This is a genomic window from Niabella beijingensis (assembly GCF_020034665.1).
In the GTDB taxonomy this organism is placed as follows: domain Bacteria; phylum Bacteroidota; class Bacteroidia; order Chitinophagales; family Chitinophagaceae; genus Niabella; species Niabella beijingensis.
In genome coordinates, this window is record NZ_JAIQDI010000002.1 from 437,547 (window position 1) to 454,722 (window position 17,176).

The window sequence follows — 17,176 nt, forward strand, 5'->3', positions numbered from 1 at the left end:
TTTAAGTTATGTTGAACAATCTGAATTTAGAAGCATTGCAAGGCTACATAGACCTTGTAAAAAGTAACCCTGCCGAGGGTATTGCTACTTTTGGTGTTACTGCAAACTGGCAAAATGGTGTCAATACAGAAATCACTACCCATAGTAAAAATGTAGGTTCAAAAAGAGTTGCTACACAGTTTAAATATTCTATTGGCGAACCAGCTGAATTATTGGGTGATGATAAGAACCCTAACCCACAGGATTATATTCTTGGCGGTATGGCTGGCTGTATGATGGTTGGATTTGTTGCCGGAGCATCAGGAAAAGGAATAGAATTAAAAAGCGTGCAATTGGATATTGTTGGCGAATTAGACCTAAGAGGCTTTTTAGATTTAGACCCGAATGTTACTGTAGGTTTTGAAGAACTGCAATTCAATTTTAAAGTTGAGGGCAGCGGAACACAAGAGCAGTACGATGAAATCATAGAGCACGTGCGCAAGGTTTCTCCTGGTTATCAAACCATCCTGAAACCTGTCAAAATCTCTATCAATAAAGAGATATAGTATTTGTCCAATAGAATATTAAAAATCAGGGAATGAGTAAAATAATTAATGTAGATTATGTTGGTAAATATACCTCCAGCGTAAATACACCTTTAAATGAAGCCGCCATTAAAGTAAATGCCGTTGACTTTACACCGATGGACTTATTGGCGAGTGCTTATGCCTCCTGTTTAATGGGAACAGTGGACTACGAAGCAAGGAAAAAGGGCTTTGAAAGCACCGTTTCAAGATGCGAAATATCGTATGAGATGAATGAGGATGGTTCCAAAGTGAAATCTTACACTATCAATCTGTTTTTTGCCAATGACTTTGAACCGGAGCAGGCAAACGTATTGCAGACGGCAGCTAAAACAAAGTGCCATGTAGGGCAAAGCCTTTCTGCCGATATTGAAAAATCTTTCCGGTTTTTTTATAAGAGTATGTCCGAGGCATGTAACCGCAAATAGACCATTACGCTGGTAAATTTGACAAAGTGTAAAAGCCCTCAATTCAAATAACGATAATACAATGAAAGTACAAATATGGTCGGACGTGATGTGTCCGTTTTGCTATATCGCAAAAAACAATTTTGAAAAGGCTATAGAGCAACTTCCATTTGCTAACGATATTCAGGTCGAATGGAAAAGTTATCAGTTGGACCCGGAACTAAAAGAAAATTCCGGCAGTAAAACTTTTGGTCAGTATTTAATGGAAAGAAAAGGATTTTCAGCCCCACAAACAAAACAGTTTCTCCAGCAACTGACAGATATGGGTCAAAATTCAGGCGTGAATTTTAACCATGACAGAACATTTGTTGCTAACACTTTTCCGGCGCATAAACTACTGCATCTTGCCAAAAAAGCCGGAAAGGATAATGAAATGGAAGAACTGTTGTTCCGTGCATTGTTTGAGGACGGAAAGAACATAGCTGATACAGAACTCTTAGTGTCGTTGGCAGAACAGCTTGGCATTGAACGAGAAATGGCAAAAGACGTTCTTTCTTCAGATAAATTTGAGTACGAAGTAAAGCAGGATTTTATGGAAGCGAGAAACATGGGAATATCAGGTGTCCCATTCTTTGTACTCAATGACAAGTATTCCGTTTCAGGAGCGCAGCCAGTAGAAGCCTTTGTAAGTGCATTAACGCAAACCTATAAAGAAACCGTTAAGCCCTTAGAAAATCTTGGTGGCAATGATAAATCTTGTTCGGCAGACGGGTGTAGCCTTTAATGGTAGCAACCAAACCCATACATTTTAAACCCCGCATTTGCGGGGTTTATTTGTTTAATGATTTATAGGTTATTCAGCAATTTGGCAATCCTGCCAATACCCTCATCCAATACAGAACGTGGACACGCTACATTGATACGGATATAGCCATCACCATTGGATACAAACATTTTACCATCTTCTATTAAAACCCCATTGTTGGCAAAAAGCATTGTCAGGTTATTTTTGTCGGCAATCTGCGGCAGGTAATCCTCAATATTAATCCAAGCCAGATAAGTAGCTTCGGGAATGGAAAAACGGGCGTTGGGCAGTAGTTCTTTTAACCTTACTTTTAGAAAGGCAAAGTTTTCATCCAAATAGACTTTCAGTTGCTCCAGCCAATCTTCACAGTCCTGATAGGCAGCCTGCGTAGCCGCTACGCTCAACGGCGAAAGAAACTCCGTGTAGTAAAGTTCCCATTCTTCCCTTATCTCTTTGTTCGGAATAAAGATGTGTGACATCAGGTTGCCAGCAAGGTTGAAAGTTTTACTCGGTGCGGTACAGGTAATAATCCTGTCGCTATCGGGAAATAGCCTTGCCAGTGGGATATGTTGCTGACCATTGCGCAAAAGGTCGCAATGTATCTCGTCCGAAATTATCCAAATATCCCATTCTAAGCACAGCTTCCCAATCTTTAATAATTCTTCTTCCGTCCATACACGTCCGGTAGGATTGTGCGGGTTGCAAAGTATGAAAACCTTAATCTTGTTGGCAGGGTTGCTTAACTTTTGTTCTATATCCTCAAACGACATTATATAGTAGCCATCTTTTTCCTCCAAATCACTATAAAACACTTTCCGATTATTGTAGTCGCCTGCTTTTTTGAAAGGTGTGTAAGATGGTGTATTGATTAAAATAGCATCGTCTTTATCTGTCAGCAAACCGATAAGCCTGTTAAGAGCCGGAATAATGCCGGGAGAAATAACCATTTCATCAGCATTTATTTCCCATTGGTATCTTTTCAGGAACCAATCATACAATACCTTAAAATAGGTTTCGTCATAAACATAAGTGTAACCGAGTATCTTTCTGTCCAAACGTCTTTTTATGGCTTCAAGAATTTCGGGCGGGGTTGAAAAGTCCATATCCGCAACCCACATCCTTATGTAATCCTTATTTTCAAAAGGAAACTTTGTATCATTGTCTAAATTGAAAATATATTGCCGCCAGCCATCGTAGCTTAGACTATTAGTTCCCTCCCGGTCTATAATTTCATCAAAATTGTACTTCATATTATTTATTTTAGACCAACTTATCTGCATTATTGGTTTTTGTGTGCTATCATAGATATTTCAACGTTACATTCTTTTGGAAGACCTTTTACAGCGATTGTTTCCCGTGCCGGAAAATTATCATTAAAGTATGTGGCATAAATATCGTTAACCTGGGCAAACAGTTTCATATCAGATAAGAAAATAGAGGTTTTTACTACATCAGAAAACTGAAAGCCTGCTTCTTCAAGTATGAAAGCAAGATTATTCATAACCTGCTTTGTTTCCAATTCTATATTTTCTGTAACCATTTCTCCGGTTGTTGCATTAACTGGTATTTGACCTGATATGTATAAAAAGTTACCTGCAAGAACAGCTTGGTTATACGGACCTATCGGCGCAGGCGCATTAGATGTGTTGATAATTGTATTCATATCTATTATTTTTTTACAAATTTCTAAAATAATACATTTAAAAACCATAAGTCCAAACAACTTTAAAAAATATTTCTATTATTTTAATTACTTTTGGTCTATTATTATTTTTTGGTCTAATAAACTGAAAAGGTATAGAAAAAAAATTTTTTTAATTTGGATTGGAATGAGCAGCGATTATAAATTAGACGATACAGACAAAGGCATTTTAAGATTACTACAACAGAATGCCCGGATGACTAATAAGGAAATAGCGGACAGATTAAACAAAAGTATTACACCCATACATATAAGGGTCAAACGTCTTCAGGACGAGGGGTACATTCAGAATTACGTAGCTGTTTTGAACCCCAAATTGATAGACAAAAACCTGACCGTTTTCGCCCAAATACAATTGAAAGACCATAGCGGAATTGCTCTCAAAACCTTTATGGAACAATCAGCCAAATTAAAAGAAGTTCGAGAGTGTTACCACATGACCGGAGCATTCGACTTTTTACTAAAGATTGCTGTATCTTCAATGGAAGAATATTCGGATGTTATGCTGAAAAAACTTTCAGAACTTCCCGGATTGGGAGCCATACAAAGTGTTTTTGTATTAACTGAGGTAAAAAACGATAAGACCTATGATATTTAAGTTTTTTTATTGTCGGCTATTAGTTATCTTTCTTTTCTGCGTTTCTTTTTCTTCATACGGTTAGCAAATGCCTGTTCCTCGTAATCCTCACCCTGCGCTTCCGGCAGTAACCCGCCCAATCCGTCTATCAATCCGAAATCATCGGTCGGCTGTTCTTTATTCAGGAAGTCAAAAAGCCCGTGCGTTTCTTCCTTTTCATCAGCATTGCTTTTGCCTGCTGTTGGTAAATCTGTGGTGCTGCTCTGCTCTATGGTTTGGCGTTGTTCTACTGCTGCATCTTTCCACCAATCATTAAAGACATTCGCAGATAGGTTTTTGTCCAAAGCTGAACCGTTCCAAACGGTACGGCTTTCGTGGTCAACAAAGGTCATTCCGTAAATACGCCCCCCGTCATTGCGGCGTACAACGGTATTGATGCCCTGCTCAATCAGTTGCTTTTTAAAATCGGCTTCATTGGTAGCGGTGTGCATCGCTGCCTCAATGGTATTTTTGAGGATGGCTCTTGCGGGGTCGGTCTTCATTTTTTTCTTAGCTTCCGCAAAGTGGTTTTGCAGTTCGTCCAGTCCTGCGTGTTTGCCGAAAAGGGATGACTTAAAAGGATTGCTGGCTTTCTCGCCCGGCTCATTCAGGGCAAAATACACCAGCCCGTTTTTAGGTTGCCCGTGCAATTCCCCCTTTACTTCTTCTGCCGTAATATTGAACAGGGAAAGCAAAGCGTTGTAAGCCCCGATGCTTTGGTATTGGTAATACTTCGGCAGGTATCTCACTACCGATGCAATTTGGCTCTTTACGTCCCCGGCTATGTAATCTACCGGACGGAATGCCTGCTCATTTCCGGTGCGCTGTTTTTCGGTGGCGGGTATCAGTTTGTACTTCTGTTCCAAATCCCTGCAAATTGCCATTGATTGCGGGTGGTCGTAGCTATCGCTTATCTTCTTGCCGTCTATACCTACACAAATCGTGACGATATGGATATGGGTACGCTCAATATCGTTATGCTTATATACAATATAGGGTTGCTTGCCATATCCCATACGCTCCATATACTCCTGTGCCATTTCCATAAACTGCGCATCGCTGACCTTATCCGCAGGATCTGGGTTCAACGATATATGGCGCACAGGTTTCTCCGTTCGGATATTGGCAGATAAATAAGGCTCAAAACGCTGGTGCAGATAACTGGCTGAATAGGTATTATCCAGCGTTTCGGGTATCTTGTTCAGTAACAAAACCTGCCCGTTTTCGCTGTCAATCTTTTTCTGATTATAGGAAATAGCACCGTACAAATTCTCCCCTTTACCAATCTTCGCTATCATTTTATCGGTCTTTTTGCATGTGTGTTTTTTCAAATTCGGCTGTTAGCTCAATCACTTGGCGGCACAATGCAGCCATTTCTGCCGTCTGTTTTTCCAATTTAAAGAGGTACGCCGATGCCTTTTTTTCCGAGAAATTGCGGTAAAGTATCTTCACGATTTGGTTATAGTTCACACCAACGGCTCTGAACTGGCTGTAAAAATTGGTGAGCCTTGTATGAAAATCCACGGCATCCATATCAATTTTTACGGTCTTTACTGTCTTCTGAAAGATGCAGGCGGTAATAAAATGCGCCATTACTTTCATACCCGATTGCTCAAACAACGCAAGGAACTGTGCATTTTCCATGTCGTTCAGACTAATCGAATAACGGTGGGTCGCTGGGTCTTTCTTAGGCTTGCGACCTACTTTGCTTATTTGATTTCTTTTGTTGTCTTCCATATCTCATTCCATTATAATTACCATAAACCACGACTTCGGAGTGCGTTTTCCAGCCCCCTGCTAAGGGCAAGTTGTTTTTAGATGCGGAATTTATTTCGAGCAGCTAAAAACATAACTTGCTCCTTTCGGGTGAAAGGAAAATCCGCCCTGCGGGACGGATTAGATAAAGCAGAAAAAAACGGCTTTGAGCCGTTCCAATCCCCGTGTACTATCTGTAATGATTTCTCCATTCACCTTTCGTATTGAAGCCAATACAAAATAAGCGCAGCTTTCCCGAAGCATTGCCCTGTTACACACTGCCAAACACTGCCACAGAACGCCAATACAGGACAGGTTGAATAAAGCAGGTATATATCTGCATTCTTTTGTGTAGGCATTTGCGATTGCCTGTATATGTACGTATGGACGTAGCTGCGTAGCTACGCAAATACGCAGGCAGGTAATCAGGCAAATAGCCATGTATGCGAAGGGGTAAGCCTGTATGAAATGATGTAAGCAGCCATGCAGGTAAGCAAATGAAAACATGCAGTTGCATCCACCCGCATACGGATAAAATCACAGGCATAAGGATGTGTGCTTTTAAGCACCTGCATACAAAAGCCTGCAAATAAAAATGTGCGGATGTGCCATTGCACCGATGCGCATAAATGGATAAGCAGCTATAAGCGTATAGCTATACATAAATAGGTAGATAATTAAAAACAATTATGCACATGGACACGAACAAACAACCTTTGTTTATCGCCTTTTCCTCCCAAAAGGGAGGTGTAGGCAAAAGCACCTTTACCACGCTGGTGGCAAGCCTGCTTCATTATCGGCTCGGCTATAATGTTGCCGTATTCGACTGCGATTTTCCGCAACACAGCCTTATGCAAATGAGGGCAAGGGATATGAGCAGCATAATGGGCAATGAGGTGTACAAAAAACTGGCTCATAAACAATTTACGAGCATCAACAAAAAAGCCTATCCCGTTATGCAGCACCGGGCAGACGGTGTACTGGATGCCGTAACGCAATTCCTGCAATCGGCTACCGTTTCGGTGGACGTGGTTTTTTTCGACCTGCCGGGTACGGTCAATTCCGCAGGGATATTGAAAACGCTGGCGGGTATGCACCACATCTTTACGCCCATCATTGCCGACCGTGTAGTGATGGAAAGCACGTTGATTTTTACGCAAGTCCTGAACGATGTTGTCAGGAAGCAGGGCGCAACGACTATCCAAAGCATCAGCCTTTTTTGGAACCAGGTGGACGGCAGGGAAAAGTCCACCTTGTACGGCGTTTATGAGGACTTGATTAAGAAGTTAGGCATTCACCTTATGCGTACCCGTATCACGGATAGCAAGCGTTTTCGCAAAGAGGGCGAAGCCAATGCAAAAACCGTCTTTCGCTCCACCTTGCTCCCTGCCGATGAGCGGTTGATGAAAGCCTGCCGACTGGATTTATTTATGGATGAATTTTTAAGAACCGTGAAATTGTAGCCCTATGGAAAATCAGAATAAAAAGAAAAACCAACCGGAGATAGACGAAGAATTTTTAATGAACATTATCGCCGATGGTGTGAAAAAAGAGGGCTTAACCGTAACGCCTGAACCGCCCCAAAAGCAGGAGCCGGAGAAAGCGGACAAAGAGCCGGACAAGCCTGTGAGCAGGGAAAGGAACCGCTCTAAAAAATCCAGCGAAGCGGACTACGAGCAGCTATTTTTCAAACGAGCGGAAACTAATGCCCGTTACGGAAAATCGGTGTACATACGTCCTGATTTTCACGAAAGGCTCACCCGTATCGTGCAGGTCATCGGTGAGGATAAGATAACGATATACGCCTACCTCGATAACCTGCTGGAATACCACTTTCAGGAATTTGGCGAGGACATTATCAAAAGTTTTAACGACAAGTATAAACCTATTATATAATCATAGTCATGGAAAAGAACAATAAAAAGCAGACAGGCAAACGCAGCTACGGGAGCCAGTTTTTAAAAAAGCACTCAATGAACCGCAGGGGCGATAAAGCTATCTACGTCCGCAAAGAATACCACGAACGCTTATCCCGTATTGTACAGGTTATTGGCGGTGGCAATATCCCTTTGTATGCATACCTGGACAATATACTCAAACATCATTTTGAGTTATTTAGCGAGGATATTGTAGAAGATTTTTATAAAATGAACAAACCACTTTTTTAGTCATGGAAATTATAATCGTTATCTGTTTGCTCATTGTCATTGTGCTGTTAGCCAAAGACAAAATCATCATTAAAAAAGTGGTGAAAGGTAAACCTGAACAATCAAGGGTAAATCCTGATTTGCCGGAAATCGTGGGCAGACCAAAGCCCGTAGAACGACACGTAGTGCCAACTGCTGCCACTCAACGCCAAAAAGAAGAACAGGCAGAAATAGCTGATAATTTTGAAACAGAAACCCACGAGACAGGTTTTGCGAGGGAAATTCCGCCGGAGGAATTGGATGAAGTTTTTGGGAGTGAACCTGTATCCGATTTTGAGAATGAGGACGAGGAATGGGAAGAACAGGGATTGCCGAACAGCGACAATGGGTTTGCCACAGGGGTTACCTACGAGGAACTGACAACCGTGGGGGCATTGCTTCAGAAAGATACATTAGAGCCTGCCTCTCAACAAAAAGCGGTGGATATAGTTCAGCGAATGCAGGGAACCGAATTGTTTAGTCTGCTCGAAAACTCCATAGAGGGGGCTTCACGAAAGATTGCGGAGCTGCTGGATAAGAGCCTCCCTGCCAGAGCGGATTTCAGTTCTTCCGATGTGCGGAAAAGTGATGTGGGTGATTTTGACATCGGGGAGTTTGTCTGAAAAGACAGCTTCCCTTTGTTTTTTAAACGTGTTCCAAAATGGTTACCATGAAAGATTTAATAAAAACGGCTGACGAGATAGCTAAAAAAATGAAAGAAAAGGGATATGAGTATTTTAATATCAAGCGGGGAGCAACTGGAACCGATTTTAAGACAGCTCTTGGTTCTTATTTGCATTACGCAGGTTTCAGCAAAACAGAACCCCTAATATTTCCGGTTTATGCAGGCTCGGCGGTAGCTGCTACCTCACCCGACAATCCTTATACCTGGGCAACATTTAAAATTGTGGATGATGCCGAAAAAGGTTTACGGATTGATACAATGGCAATTTCGATGTATGAATGCTACGATGGGGGATTAAGAACTCATTTGGAATTGAAGTTGAAATCACTGGATGATATTCCATCAAGACAGGATGCCTCAAAGATGATTGAAGAAAGATGGCAGAAGCAGTACCAAAAAAACCAAATAGTTAATTACTTCAATAAAACAAGCATGATTAGTAAGAATGACCCCAATTATATATTCGAGGAATACAAAGGATATACAATCGCCAGCCACAAAAACAACGTTGTGGGAAAAGATATTGACAACCTAACTATCGTCTACCGTTCAGACGAGTTTCCCAATCACGGGTTTATTATTGGACTGGATGACAGCAAACTGTCAGGACGAAGAAAATCAGTCCCGCATAATATGGAAGATGCAAAGGCTTACATTGATTGGGCAGTTAAAGTGCGTGAAGAAAAGACCGTGAAAGCCAAGACTGAAATACCCAAACCGCCGCAACGAAAAGGGCGAAAGATGTAATACTCTAATCAAATTTTGGAAACGTCAAAACGGTTTTGTTTTGGCGTTTTTTTATTGCCCTGAACCTGACTATAACGCCACTCAACGCCAACTAATTCCACTGAAAGACACATCGTTATTGCGCCTTGATTTCCGTGAGACTTTTGTTCCGAAAGCCCGCAACGAGGCGGGAAAATGTAACAAAATAATTCATTCAGATTATGGAAAAACAAAGCAAAAAAGTGTTGCTGACAGGCGCCCTGCTGCTGTCGGCATTTGGTGTGTTCGCACAAGGGAACGGCTCGGCTGGTATTACCGAAGCTACGCAAATGGTAACTTCTTATTTCGACCCCGCAACCAAATTAATCTATGCGATTGGTGCGGTCGTGGGCTTGATAGGGGGTGTAAAGGTTTACAACAAATTCAGTTCCGGCGACCCTGACACAAGCAAAACGGCGGCATCGTGGTTTGGTGCTTGTATCTTCTTAATTGTTGCCGCAACTATTCTCCGTTCATTCTTCCTGTAAACCGATGCCCTATGAGTAGTTACAACATTAACAAAGGCATTGGAAGAACGGTCGAGTTCAAAGGGCTAAAGGCGCAATACCTGTTCATTTTTGCGGGTGGCTTGCTCGGCGTGCTTATCCTCGTAATGGTGATGTACATGGCAGGCGTAAACTCTTACGTGTGCCTGTTCATCGGGGCTGGTGGGGCATCGCTCATCGTGTGGAAAACATTCGCATTGAATGGCAAGTACGGCGAACACGGATTGATGAAAGTCGGGGCAAGAAAAAGGCATCCGAAGTATATCATCTGCCGCAGGTCTGTACACCGCTATTTGAAGTTCACCCCTAAATCCAGCGCCCTATGAGAAACACAGGAAAAGCCACAACGCTGGAAAGCAAGTTTCCATTATTGGCGGTGGAACACAACTGCATCATTTCAAAAGATGCAGACATTACTGCTTGCTTTCGTGTACACCTGCCGGAACTATTCACGGTAGCATCGCCTGAATATGATGCCATTCATTCGGCGTGGCATAAGGCAATCAAAACCTTACCGGATTATTCCATTATCCACAAACAGGATTGGTTTATCAAAGAAAGTTACGCACCTGATATTGCGCAGGACGGATTGAGTTTTCTTGCGAAGTCCTATCAGCAGCATTTCAATGAGCGACCTTTCTTAAATCATTACTGTTACCTGTTCCTTACCAAGACCACCAAAGACCGGATGCGGATGCAAAGCAACTTTAGTTCGCTTTGTAAGGGCGTGCTTATCCCGAAAGAGATAAGGGATAAAGAAGCCGTCCGCAGGTTCATGGAGGCGGTAGCGCAGTTTGAGCGGATAATGAACGATAGCGGATTTGTGAAGCTGGAACGCCTTACCGAAGATGACATTATCGGCACAGGCGACACGCAGGGTTTGCTGGAACAATACCTAACCCTTTCAAGAGAAATGGGAACTCCGATGCAGGATATAGCATTGGGAAGTGAGGACGTGCGTATCGGCAACAAACGGCTGTGCCTGCATACGCTTTCGGACACAGACGATTTGCCCGGAACGGTATCGGCAAATACGAGGTATGAAAAGCTATCTACCGATAGAAGCGATTGCCTTTTGTCCTTTGCTGCTCCGGTGGGTCTGCTCCTTAGCTGCAATCACATTTACAATCAGTATTTGTTTTTGGATAACAGCGATGAGAACCTGCGCAAGTTTGAAAAGTCCGCACGTAATATGCACTCGCTGGCACGGTACAGCCGGGCTAATCAGATTAACAAAGAATGGATAGAAAACTACCTGAACGAAGCGCATAGTTTCGGGCTATCTTCTATCCGTGCGCACTTCAACGTCATGGCGTGGTCGGATGACCCGCACGAGTTAAAACAGCTAAAGAACGATACAGGTAGTGCGCTGGCTTTGATGGAATGCAAGCCACGCCACAATACTGTGGACGTTGCCACGCTGTATTGGGCAGCTATGCCGGGCAATGCGGGCGACTTTCCGAGTGAAGAAAGTTTTTACACGTTTATAGAACCTGCATTATGCTTCTTTACGGAGGAAACCAACTATCAAAGTTCGCCCTCACCGTTCGGTATCAAAATGGCGGACAGGCTTACGGGCAAGCCCATTCATTTGGACATATCGGATTTGCCCATGAAAAAAGGCATTATCACGAACCGCAACAAGTTCATCTTGGGACCATCAGGTTCGGGTAAATCTTTTTTCACCAATCACATGGTTAGACAATATTATGAGCAGGGCGCACACGTACTGCTCGTAGATACAGGTAATTCGTATCAGGGATTGTGCGAACTGATTAAGGGTAAGACCAAAGGAGCAGACGGGGTTTACTTCACCTATACCGAAGACAACCCCATTGCCTTTAACCCGTTTTACACAGACGATGGCGTATTTGATATTGAAAAAAGGGAAAGTATCAAAACGCTTATCCTTACCCTTTGGAAACGGGACGATGAGCCGCCCAAACGCTCCGAAGAAGTAGCATTATCCAATGCTGTTTCCGGCTATATCGAACACATCAAAAAGGATGATGCCTATCCCTCGTTCAATGGTTTTTATGACTACGTGCAAGGCAATTACCGCAAGGTATTGGAAGAAAAGCAGGTAAGGGAAAAAGACTTTGACATTGCCAATTTCCTGAACGTGCTTGAACCCTATTACAAGGGCGGGGAATACGATTATTTGTTGAACTCCAACAAGCAGTTAGACCTACTTTCCAAACGCTTTATAGTCTTTGAAATTGATGCGATAAAAGACCACAAAATTTTATTTCCCATAGTCACGATTATCATTATGGAGGTCTTCATCAACAAGATGCGCAGGCTCAAAGGCGTGCGTAAACTCATACTGATTGAAGAAGCGTGGAAGGCGATAGCGAAAGAGGGCATGGCAGAATACATTAAGTATTTGTTCAAAACCGTCCGCAAATTCTTCGGCGAGGCGATAGTCGTAACACAGGAGGTGGACGACATTATCCAGTCGCCCATCGTCAAAGAAAGTATCATCAACAACAGCGATTGTAAAATCCTCTTAGACCAGCGTAAGTACATGAATAAGTTTGACGACATCCAAGCGATGTTGGGGCTTACGGACAAAGAAAAAGGGCAGGTACTTTCCATCAACATGAACAATGACCCAAGCCGCCTTTATAAAGAAGTTTGGATTGGGTTGGGTGGCACGCACTCCGCCGTATATGCTACCGAAGTTTCTCTCGAAGAATATTTAGCCTATACCACCGAAGAAACCGAAAAACTGGAAGTGATGCAGCTTGCCCACGAGTTGGGCGGCAACGTGGAGCAAGCCATTAAGCGCATCGCACTCCAAAGGCGTGAAAAATCGAATAGTTATTAATCATTTAAAAATCAGAAACAATGAAAAAAGCAATGTTACTGGCGCTAACGGCATTTATGCTCGCCGTAGCACCATCCGCTAAGGCGCAATGGGTAGTTACCGACCCTGCCAATCTTGCCTCCGGTATCATCAACTCCGCAAATGAAATTGTACAGACCTCGAACACCGTATCGAATGTGGTCAAAAATTTCAACGAGGTAAAAAAGGTGTACGAACAGGGCAAGGAATATTACGACAAACTGAAAGCCGTAAGCAACCTTGTCAAAGATGCCCGTAAGGTACAGCAGACCGTTTTGCTGGTGGGCGATGTGTCCGAAATGTATGTAAAGAATTTCGGCAAGATGATGAACGACCCCAATTTCTCGCCGCAGGAACTCTCGGCGATTGCCAACGGTTATTCAACGCTCCTGAACGAAAGCACCGAGCTATTGAAAGAACTCAAACAAATTGTTACCAACACCGGGCTTTCGCTGAACGACAAAGAGCGTATGGATGTGATAGACAAGGTGTACAACGAGGTAAAGGAATATCACAACCTTGTGCGCTACTATACCAATAAAAATATCTCTGTGAGCATTTTGAGGGCTAAAAAGAAGAACGACAGCAAAAGAGTATTGGAGTTGTACGGAACCGCAGAACAAAAATATTGGTAAGCTATGGAATGGAATAATCTTCATGAAATGCTGCGCAGCCTGTATGACGAAATGATGCCTTTAACGGCAGATATGGCTGCGATAGCAAAAGGCATCGCCGGATTGGGCGCACTGTTTTATGTTGCCCTAAAGGTCTGGCAGGCGTTGAGCCGTGCGGAACCGATAGACGTATTTCCTTTGCTCCGTCCGTTCGCCATCGGGCTTTGTATCATGTTTTTTCCGACAATGGTTTTGGGTACTATCAATGCGGTAATGTCGCCCGTTGTGAAAGGTACGCACGGGATGCTCGAAGACCAGGTGCTTGACCTGAACAAGCTGCAAGAGCAAAAAGACAAGCTGGAATACGAAGCCATGATACGCAATCCCGAAACGGCTTACCTCGTAAGCGATGAGGAATTTGATAAGAAGCTGGACGAATTGGGATGGTCGCCGTCAGATTTGGCAACCATGTCGGGAATGTACCTCGACAGGCAAGCCTACAAGATAGAGAAAGCCATAAAGGAGTGGTTTCGCAACCTGTTGGAAATTCTCTTTCAGGCGGCGGCATTGGTCATAGATACGATACGGACATTCTTCCTTATCGTGCTGTCCATATTGGGGCCGATAGCCTTTGCCATAAGCGTTTGGGACGGATTTCAGTCTACGCTTACGCAATGGCTGACCCGATATATCAGCGTTTACCTGTGGCTGCCCATATCGGATATGTTCAGCTCCATACTGGCAAAAATACAGTCGCTCATACTGGAACGGGATATTTCCATGTTGTCAGACCCAACGTATATCCCTGATACCTCCAATACCGTGTACATCATTTTCATGATTATCGGCATAGTGGGCTATTTCACTGTCCCAACGGTAGCAGGATGGGTAATACAGGCGGGCGGTGCAGGAAACTTCATGCGCAACGTAAACTCTACGGCATCAAAAACCGGAAACCTTGCCGGAGCCGGAACGGGAGCCGCAGTAGGCAATATCGGCGGCAGACTATTGAACAAAAAATAATCATCGTAAAAATGGAATTTAAGACTTTAAGAAACATCGAAAACAGTTTTAGACAGATAAGACTGTATGCTATTGTCTTTGCCGTTCTCTGCATTAGCGTGGTGGGATATGCCGTATGGCAGTCCTACCGCTTTGCGGAGTTACAAAGGCAAAAGGTTTATGTACTGGACAATGGCAAATCATTAATGCTCGCCTTAGCACAAGATGCCAGCATTAACAGACCTGTGGAAGCCCGTGAACACGTAAGGCGTTTCCATGAGTTGTTTTTCACCCTCGCACCGGATAAGAACGCCATTGAAAGCAATATGAAGCGGGCTTTTAACCTTGCTGATAAATCGGCTTTTGATTATTACAAAGACTTATCGGAAAAGGGCTATTACAACCGTATCATTTCGGGCAACGTGCAACAGCGCATTGAGGTAGATAGCGTGGTTTGCAATTTTGATAACTATCCCTATGCGGTGCGTACCTACGCCAAGCAATTCATTATCCGCTCAAGCAATGTTACAAGGCGTAGCCTGATAACCTCCTGCTATCTCGTGAACTCCGTTCGTTCGGACAATAACCCACAGGGCTTTAACATCGAAAAATTTGCCGTGCTGGAAAATAAAGACGTGGAGGTCATAGAACGCTAAAATCAATTTTATGGAAGCATTATCAGATTTAAACACGTTTGCCAAAATCCTTACCGACAAAGGATATAACGGCTATTTCCATACGCAGGGTGCGTATGCCGGAAAACTCAAAGACAGCATAAGCGAATACCTCGAAAGCTGCCGGAAAGGTACGGAGGGCGCAGCGAAGCCTGTATTGCTGGTTACGGGCTATCTGCAATGGGCTGGTGAAGACAAACCCCGTGTGGAATGCAGTATGTGGGTCAAGTGCGTGAGCGGAAAATTTTTCCTTTCCAAAATGGAGGTTGCACGAAAAGACCAATACGGACAGTTACTGAAACAGTCGCAACTGATAAACCTGTCCGTGATTACTGCGCCCAAGGCAAGGGAAGCTATTGCCTTGGTCAGTGATGAGCCTAAACGGAAAATTGCCTATCAAAAAAAAGTACCAGGATGTAATAACGGAAAATAGTTAAGGAATGAAAAAGTTACGAACAGAAATCAATAGGTGGATTGACAGGCTGGATGACAGGTGGCGGGAGTTACCTGTAAAGAAACAGCACCGCTATACGCTGTTACTTTTTGCTGGCTATGTTTTGCTATCCATTATCGTAATAGCAAAAATATGCTACGATGTTGGCGCAAGCGATAGCAGGCTCAAAATAGAGCATATCGAAAACCCGCTTATTAAACAAAACAAGTCCCCGGTATCTCCGCAGGACAGTATAACAACAATTTTAAAAAATCAATTGTATGAAAGATAGCGAAAACAAAAGAGTAAGCATTTTGGTCGAAGATGACGACCCAAAAAGCGTAATGGATGCGCCCAAAGACCGTGCGCAGAACAAAGCCGAAAAGCTGAAAAAGCCAATCATTTTTGTGCTTATGGCTGTGGTATTTCTCGGCTGCATGTATTTAATCTTCAAACCGTCTTCCGATAAGAAAAAACCCGAAGAAATAGGTTTGAACGATGCCGTACCACAGGCGACCGATGCGGGTTTGCAATCGGATAAGCAAAAAGCGTATGAGCAGGAGATGCTCGAAGAAAAAACAGAAAAAGAGCGTAACGCACTCACTTCCCTTTCCGATTATTGGAGTGAGGACAGTACCGTCGACAAAGAAGCAGTTGCTCCGGATGAGGATTACGAAGACGGATCTGCTTACGGAGGCGGTACACGCAGGGGCGGCAATCCGGCTTTGAACAGTTATAAAAATGCCCAAAGTACGTTAGGCTCGTTCTACGATAACAGCGATTACCAAACGCAGGAACTGCGTAGGCAGGTTGACGAACTAAAAGAAAAGCTGGCAGAAAAGGACGTACCCGCAACAACGACCGTTCAAGACCAAATGGCTTTGATGGAAAAGTCATACGAAATGGCGGCGAAATACCTGCCCTCGAACAATCAGGGACAGGCTGGCAAAACTGATACCACTGTTTCAGTGAAAGGCGGTACACAAAAGGAACATTTTGTAGCGTTCACGCCCGTAAGGAAAAATGCGGTATCAGCCCTATACCGTGAGCCAACCGACAGTGCGTTTTTGGCAAGCTGGAACGAAACCCGCAACAGGGGATTTTATACCGCCGGAACAAAGGAGCAGGTCGTACAGCCAAAAAACAGCATCAGGGCAATAGTTCAGGAAACGCAGACCATAACCGATGAAAGCGGTGTGCGCTTGCGCTTGCTGGAAATGGCAAAAACGCCAAGCCTTACTATTCCGGCTGGAACGGTGCTAACGGCAAACGCCAAGTTTTCAGGTGGTAGGTTACAGTTAAAAGTAACGTCTATCGAATTTGAGGGCAATATTATCCCCGTGGAAATAACGGTGTACGATTTGGACGGACAGCAGGGATTATATGTGCCATATTCTCCCGAAATGAACGCCCTTACCGAGATAGCCTCCAATATGAGCCAAACCTCCGGCACGTCCATTATGATGACCCGCTCCGCAGGACAGCAGGCAGCAGGCGACCTATCCCGTGGCGTGGTGCAAGGTATATCGGGTTACTTCTCCAAAAAAGTAAGAACGCCGAAAGTTACCGTCAAAGCCGGTCATCAGATTTTCCTCGTCTCAAAAAACTAATGTTC

22 protein-coding genes are annotated in these 17,176 nt (G+C 43.6%); 18 read left to right on the plus strand and 4 right to left on the minus strand.

The genetic code is table 11. The features are described from left to right. Positions 1–8: 8 nt before the first annotated feature. The 3 genes from K7B07_RS17870 (at position 9) to K7B07_RS17880 (ending at position 1,754) form a co-directional block, all read left to right on the plus strand. Complete coding sequence (locus K7B07_RS17870) at positions 9–545, plus strand: OsmC family protein (RefSeq protein ID WP_223711891.1); 537 nt, start codon at positions 9–11, stop codon at positions 543–545. Between the two features lie 32 nt (positions 546–577). Further along, entirely contained in the window at positions 578–991 is a 414-nt protein-coding gene (locus tag K7B07_RS17875) for an OsmC family protein (protein WP_223711892.1), read from the plus strand. 61 nt (positions 992–1,052) lie between these two features. After that, positions 1,053–1,754 (plus strand): DsbA family oxidoreductase, encoded by a 702-nt coding sequence (locus K7B07_RS17880; protein ID WP_223711893.1) that lies wholly within the window; start codon positions 1,053–1,055, stop codon positions 1,752–1,754. Positions 1,755–1,816: 62 nt separating this feature from the next. On the opposite strand, the gene K7B07_RS17885 is transcribed toward K7B07_RS17880, so the two are convergent. Both K7B07_RS17885 and K7B07_RS17890 read right to left on the minus strand, forming a co-directional pair. Next, positions 1,817–3,025, minus strand: a complete 1,209-nt coding sequence (locus K7B07_RS17885; protein ID WP_223711894.1) for a MalY/PatB family protein — start codon at positions 3,023–3,025, stop codon at positions 1,817–1,819. A gap of 29 nt (positions 3,026–3,054) precedes the next feature. Further along, a complete protein-coding gene (locus K7B07_RS17890; protein WP_223711895.1) occupies positions 3,055–3,438 on the minus strand; it encodes a Rid family detoxifying hydrolase in 384 nt (127 codons plus the stop codon). A 166-nt stretch (positions 3,439–3,604) separates the two neighbouring features. Here K7B07_RS17890 and K7B07_RS17895 point away from each other — a divergent pair, with 166 nt between their 5' ends. Further along, entirely contained in the window at positions 3,605–4,075 is a 471-nt protein-coding gene (locus tag K7B07_RS17895) for an Lrp/AsnC family transcriptional regulator (protein ID WP_223711896.1), read from the plus strand. Between the two features lie 23 nt (positions 4,076–4,098). On the opposite strand, the gene mobB is transcribed toward K7B07_RS17895, so the two are convergent. Both mobB and mobA read right to left on the minus strand, forming a co-directional pair. Continuing rightward, complete coding sequence (gene mobB / locus K7B07_RS17900) at positions 4,099–5,391, minus strand: conjugal transfer protein MobB (RefSeq protein ID WP_223711897.1); 1,293 nt, start codon at positions 5,389–5,391, stop codon at positions 4,099–4,101. A gap of 1 nt (position 5,392) precedes the next feature. Further along, complete coding sequence (gene mobA, locus K7B07_RS17905) at positions 5,393–5,830, minus strand: conjugal transfer protein MobA (RefSeq protein WP_223711898.1); 438 nt, start codon at positions 5,828–5,830, stop codon at positions 5,393–5,395. A 713-nt stretch (positions 5,831–6,543) separates the two neighbouring features. Between mobA and K7B07_RS17910 the strand changes: the two genes are divergently transcribed. The 14 genes from K7B07_RS17910 to traM all read left to right on the plus strand — a co-directional run bounded on the left by K7B07_RS17910 (position 6,544) and on the right by traM (position 17,171). Then, a complete protein-coding gene (locus K7B07_RS17910) occupies positions 6,544–7,311 on the plus strand; it encodes a ParA family protein (RefSeq protein WP_223711899.1) in 768 nt (255 codons plus the stop codon). A gap of 4 nt (positions 7,312–7,315) precedes the next feature. Beyond that, positions 7,316–7,744: a DUF3408 domain-containing protein gene (locus K7B07_RS17915; protein ID WP_223711900.1), complete on the plus strand. Its 429-nt coding sequence runs from the start codon at positions 7,316–7,318 to the stop codon at positions 7,742–7,744. Positions 7,745–7,752: 8 nt separating this feature from the next. After that, the gene (locus tag K7B07_RS17920; RefSeq protein WP_223711901.1) at positions 7,753–8,016 is read left to right on the plus strand and encodes a DUF3408 domain-containing protein; all 264 of its coding nucleotides are present in this window, start codon (positions 7,753–7,755) and stop codon (positions 8,014–8,016) included. Between the two features lie 2 nt (positions 8,017–8,018). After that, entirely contained in the window at positions 8,019–8,657 is a 639-nt protein-coding gene (locus K7B07_RS17925) for a conjugal transfer protein TraD (protein WP_223711902.1), read from the plus strand. A gap of 47 nt (positions 8,658–8,704) precedes the next feature. Then, positions 8,705–9,466 carry a hypothetical protein gene (locus K7B07_RS17930; protein WP_223711903.1) on the plus strand — a complete coding sequence of 254 codons (762 nt, stop codon included), beginning with the start codon at positions 8,705–8,707 and terminating at the stop codon, positions 9,464–9,466. Positions 9,467–9,666: 200 nt separating this feature from the next. Further along, positions 9,667–9,972: a DUF4134 domain-containing protein gene (locus tag K7B07_RS17935; protein ID WP_223711904.1), complete on the plus strand. Its 306-nt coding sequence runs from the start codon at positions 9,667–9,669 to the stop codon at positions 9,970–9,972. Between the two features lie 11 nt (positions 9,973–9,983). Beyond that, on the plus strand, positions 9,984–10,316 hold the full coding sequence (locus tag K7B07_RS17940) for a DUF4133 domain-containing protein (protein ID WP_223711905.1): 333 nt from the start codon (positions 9,984–9,986) through the stop codon (positions 10,314–10,316). Further along, on the plus strand, positions 10,313–12,820 hold the full coding sequence (locus tag K7B07_RS17945) for a TraG family conjugative transposon ATPase (RefSeq protein WP_223711906.1): 2,508 nt from the start codon (positions 10,313–10,315) through the stop codon (positions 12,818–12,820). Before K7B07_RS17940 ends, K7B07_RS17945 begins: the two co-directional genes overlap by 4 nt. Before the next feature lie 20 nt (positions 12,821–12,840). Beyond that, positions 12,841–13,473, plus strand: a complete 633-nt coding sequence (locus tag K7B07_RS17950; protein WP_223711907.1) for a DUF4141 domain-containing protein — start codon at positions 12,841–12,843, stop codon at positions 13,471–13,473. A 3-nt stretch (positions 13,474–13,476) separates the two neighbouring features. Further along, positions 13,477–14,475, plus strand: a complete 999-nt coding sequence (traJ, locus tag K7B07_RS17955) for a conjugative transposon protein TraJ (RefSeq protein WP_223711908.1) — start codon at positions 13,477–13,479, stop codon at positions 14,473–14,475. 11 nt (positions 14,476–14,486) lie between these two features. Further along, positions 14,487–15,110: a conjugative transposon protein TraK gene (gene traK / locus K7B07_RS17960; RefSeq protein WP_223711909.1), complete on the plus strand. Its 624-nt coding sequence runs from the start codon at positions 14,487–14,489 to the stop codon at positions 15,108–15,110. Positions 15,111–15,120: 10 nt separating this feature from the next. After that, positions 15,121–15,561 (plus strand): hypothetical protein, encoded by a 441-nt coding sequence (locus tag K7B07_RS17965; protein WP_223711910.1) that lies wholly within the window; start codon positions 15,121–15,123, stop codon positions 15,559–15,561. Positions 15,562–15,568: 7 nt separating this feature from the next. Continuing rightward, on the plus strand, positions 15,569–15,853 hold the full coding sequence (locus tag K7B07_RS17970; protein WP_223711911.1) for a nitrogen regulatory IIA protein: 285 nt from the start codon (positions 15,569–15,571) through the stop codon (positions 15,851–15,853). Further along, entirely contained in the window at positions 15,843–17,171 is a 1,329-nt protein-coding gene (traM, locus tag K7B07_RS17975; protein WP_223711912.1) for a conjugative transposon protein TraM, read from the plus strand. Before K7B07_RS17970 ends, traM begins: the two co-directional genes overlap by 11 nt. Positions 17,172–17,176 lie beyond the last annotated feature (5 nt).

What these genes read in the sequence shown, in the direction of transcription:
- K7B07_RS17870 (WP_223711891.1), top strand. Translation starts at nt 9, where the DNA reads ATGTTGAACAATCTGAATTTAGAAGCATTGCAAGGCTACATAGACCTT.
- K7B07_RS17875 (WP_223711892.1), top strand. Translation starts at nt 578, where the DNA reads ATGAGTAAAATAATTAATGTAGATTATGTTGGTAAATATACCTCCAGC.
- K7B07_RS17880 (WP_223711893.1), top strand. Translation starts at nt 1,053, where the DNA reads ATGAAAGTACAAATATGGTCGGACGTGATGTGTCCGTTTTGCTATATC.
- K7B07_RS17885 (WP_223711894.1), bottom strand. Translation starts at nt 3,025, where the DNA reads ATGAAGTACAATTTTGATGAAATTATAGACCGGGAGGGAACTAATAGT.
- K7B07_RS17890 (WP_223711895.1), bottom strand. Translation starts at nt 3,438, where the DNA reads ATGAATACAATTATCAACACATCTAATGCGCCTGCGCCGATAGGTCCG.
- K7B07_RS17895 (WP_223711896.1), top strand. Translation starts at nt 3,605, where the DNA reads ATGAGCAGCGATTATAAATTAGACGATACAGACAAAGGCATTTTAAGA.
- mobB (WP_223711897.1), bottom strand. Translation starts at nt 5,391, where the DNA reads ATGATAGCGAAGATTGGTAAAGGGGAGAATTTGTACGGTGCTATTTCC.
- mobA (WP_223711898.1), bottom strand. Translation starts at nt 5,830, where the DNA reads ATGGAAGACAACAAAAGAAATCAAATAAGCAAAGTAGGTCGCAAGCCT.
- K7B07_RS17910 (WP_223711899.1), top strand. Translation starts at nt 6,544, where the DNA reads ATGGACACGAACAAACAACCTTTGTTTATCGCCTTTTCCTCCCAAAAG.
- K7B07_RS17915 (WP_223711900.1), top strand. Translation starts at nt 7,316, where the DNA reads ATGGAAAATCAGAATAAAAAGAAAAACCAACCGGAGATAGACGAAGAA.
- K7B07_RS17920 (WP_223711901.1), top strand. Translation starts at nt 7,753, where the DNA reads ATGGAAAAGAACAATAAAAAGCAGACAGGCAAACGCAGCTACGGGAGC.
- K7B07_RS17925 (WP_223711902.1), top strand. Translation starts at nt 8,019, where the DNA reads ATGGAAATTATAATCGTTATCTGTTTGCTCATTGTCATTGTGCTGTTA.
- K7B07_RS17930 (WP_223711903.1), top strand. Translation starts at nt 8,705, where the DNA reads ATGAAAGATTTAATAAAAACGGCTGACGAGATAGCTAAAAAAATGAAA.
- K7B07_RS17935 (WP_223711904.1), top strand. Translation starts at nt 9,667, where the DNA reads ATGGAAAAACAAAGCAAAAAAGTGTTGCTGACAGGCGCCCTGCTGCTG.
- K7B07_RS17940 (WP_223711905.1), top strand. Translation starts at nt 9,984, where the DNA reads ATGAGTAGTTACAACATTAACAAAGGCATTGGAAGAACGGTCGAGTTC.
- K7B07_RS17945 (WP_223711906.1), top strand. Translation starts at nt 10,313, where the DNA reads ATGAGAAACACAGGAAAAGCCACAACGCTGGAAAGCAAGTTTCCATTA.
- K7B07_RS17950 (WP_223711907.1), top strand. Translation starts at nt 12,841, where the DNA reads ATGAAAAAAGCAATGTTACTGGCGCTAACGGCATTTATGCTCGCCGTA.
- traJ (WP_223711908.1), top strand. Translation starts at nt 13,477, where the DNA reads ATGGAATGGAATAATCTTCATGAAATGCTGCGCAGCCTGTATGACGAA.
- traK (WP_223711909.1), top strand. Translation starts at nt 14,487, where the DNA reads ATGGAATTTAAGACTTTAAGAAACATCGAAAACAGTTTTAGACAGATA.
- K7B07_RS17965 (WP_223711910.1), top strand. Translation starts at nt 15,121, where the DNA reads ATGGAAGCATTATCAGATTTAAACACGTTTGCCAAAATCCTTACCGAC.
- K7B07_RS17970 (WP_223711911.1), top strand. Translation starts at nt 15,569, where the DNA reads ATGAAAAAGTTACGAACAGAAATCAATAGGTGGATTGACAGGCTGGAT.
- traM (WP_223711912.1), top strand. Translation starts at nt 15,843, where the DNA reads ATGAAAGATAGCGAAAACAAAAGAGTAAGCATTTTGGTCGAAGATGAC.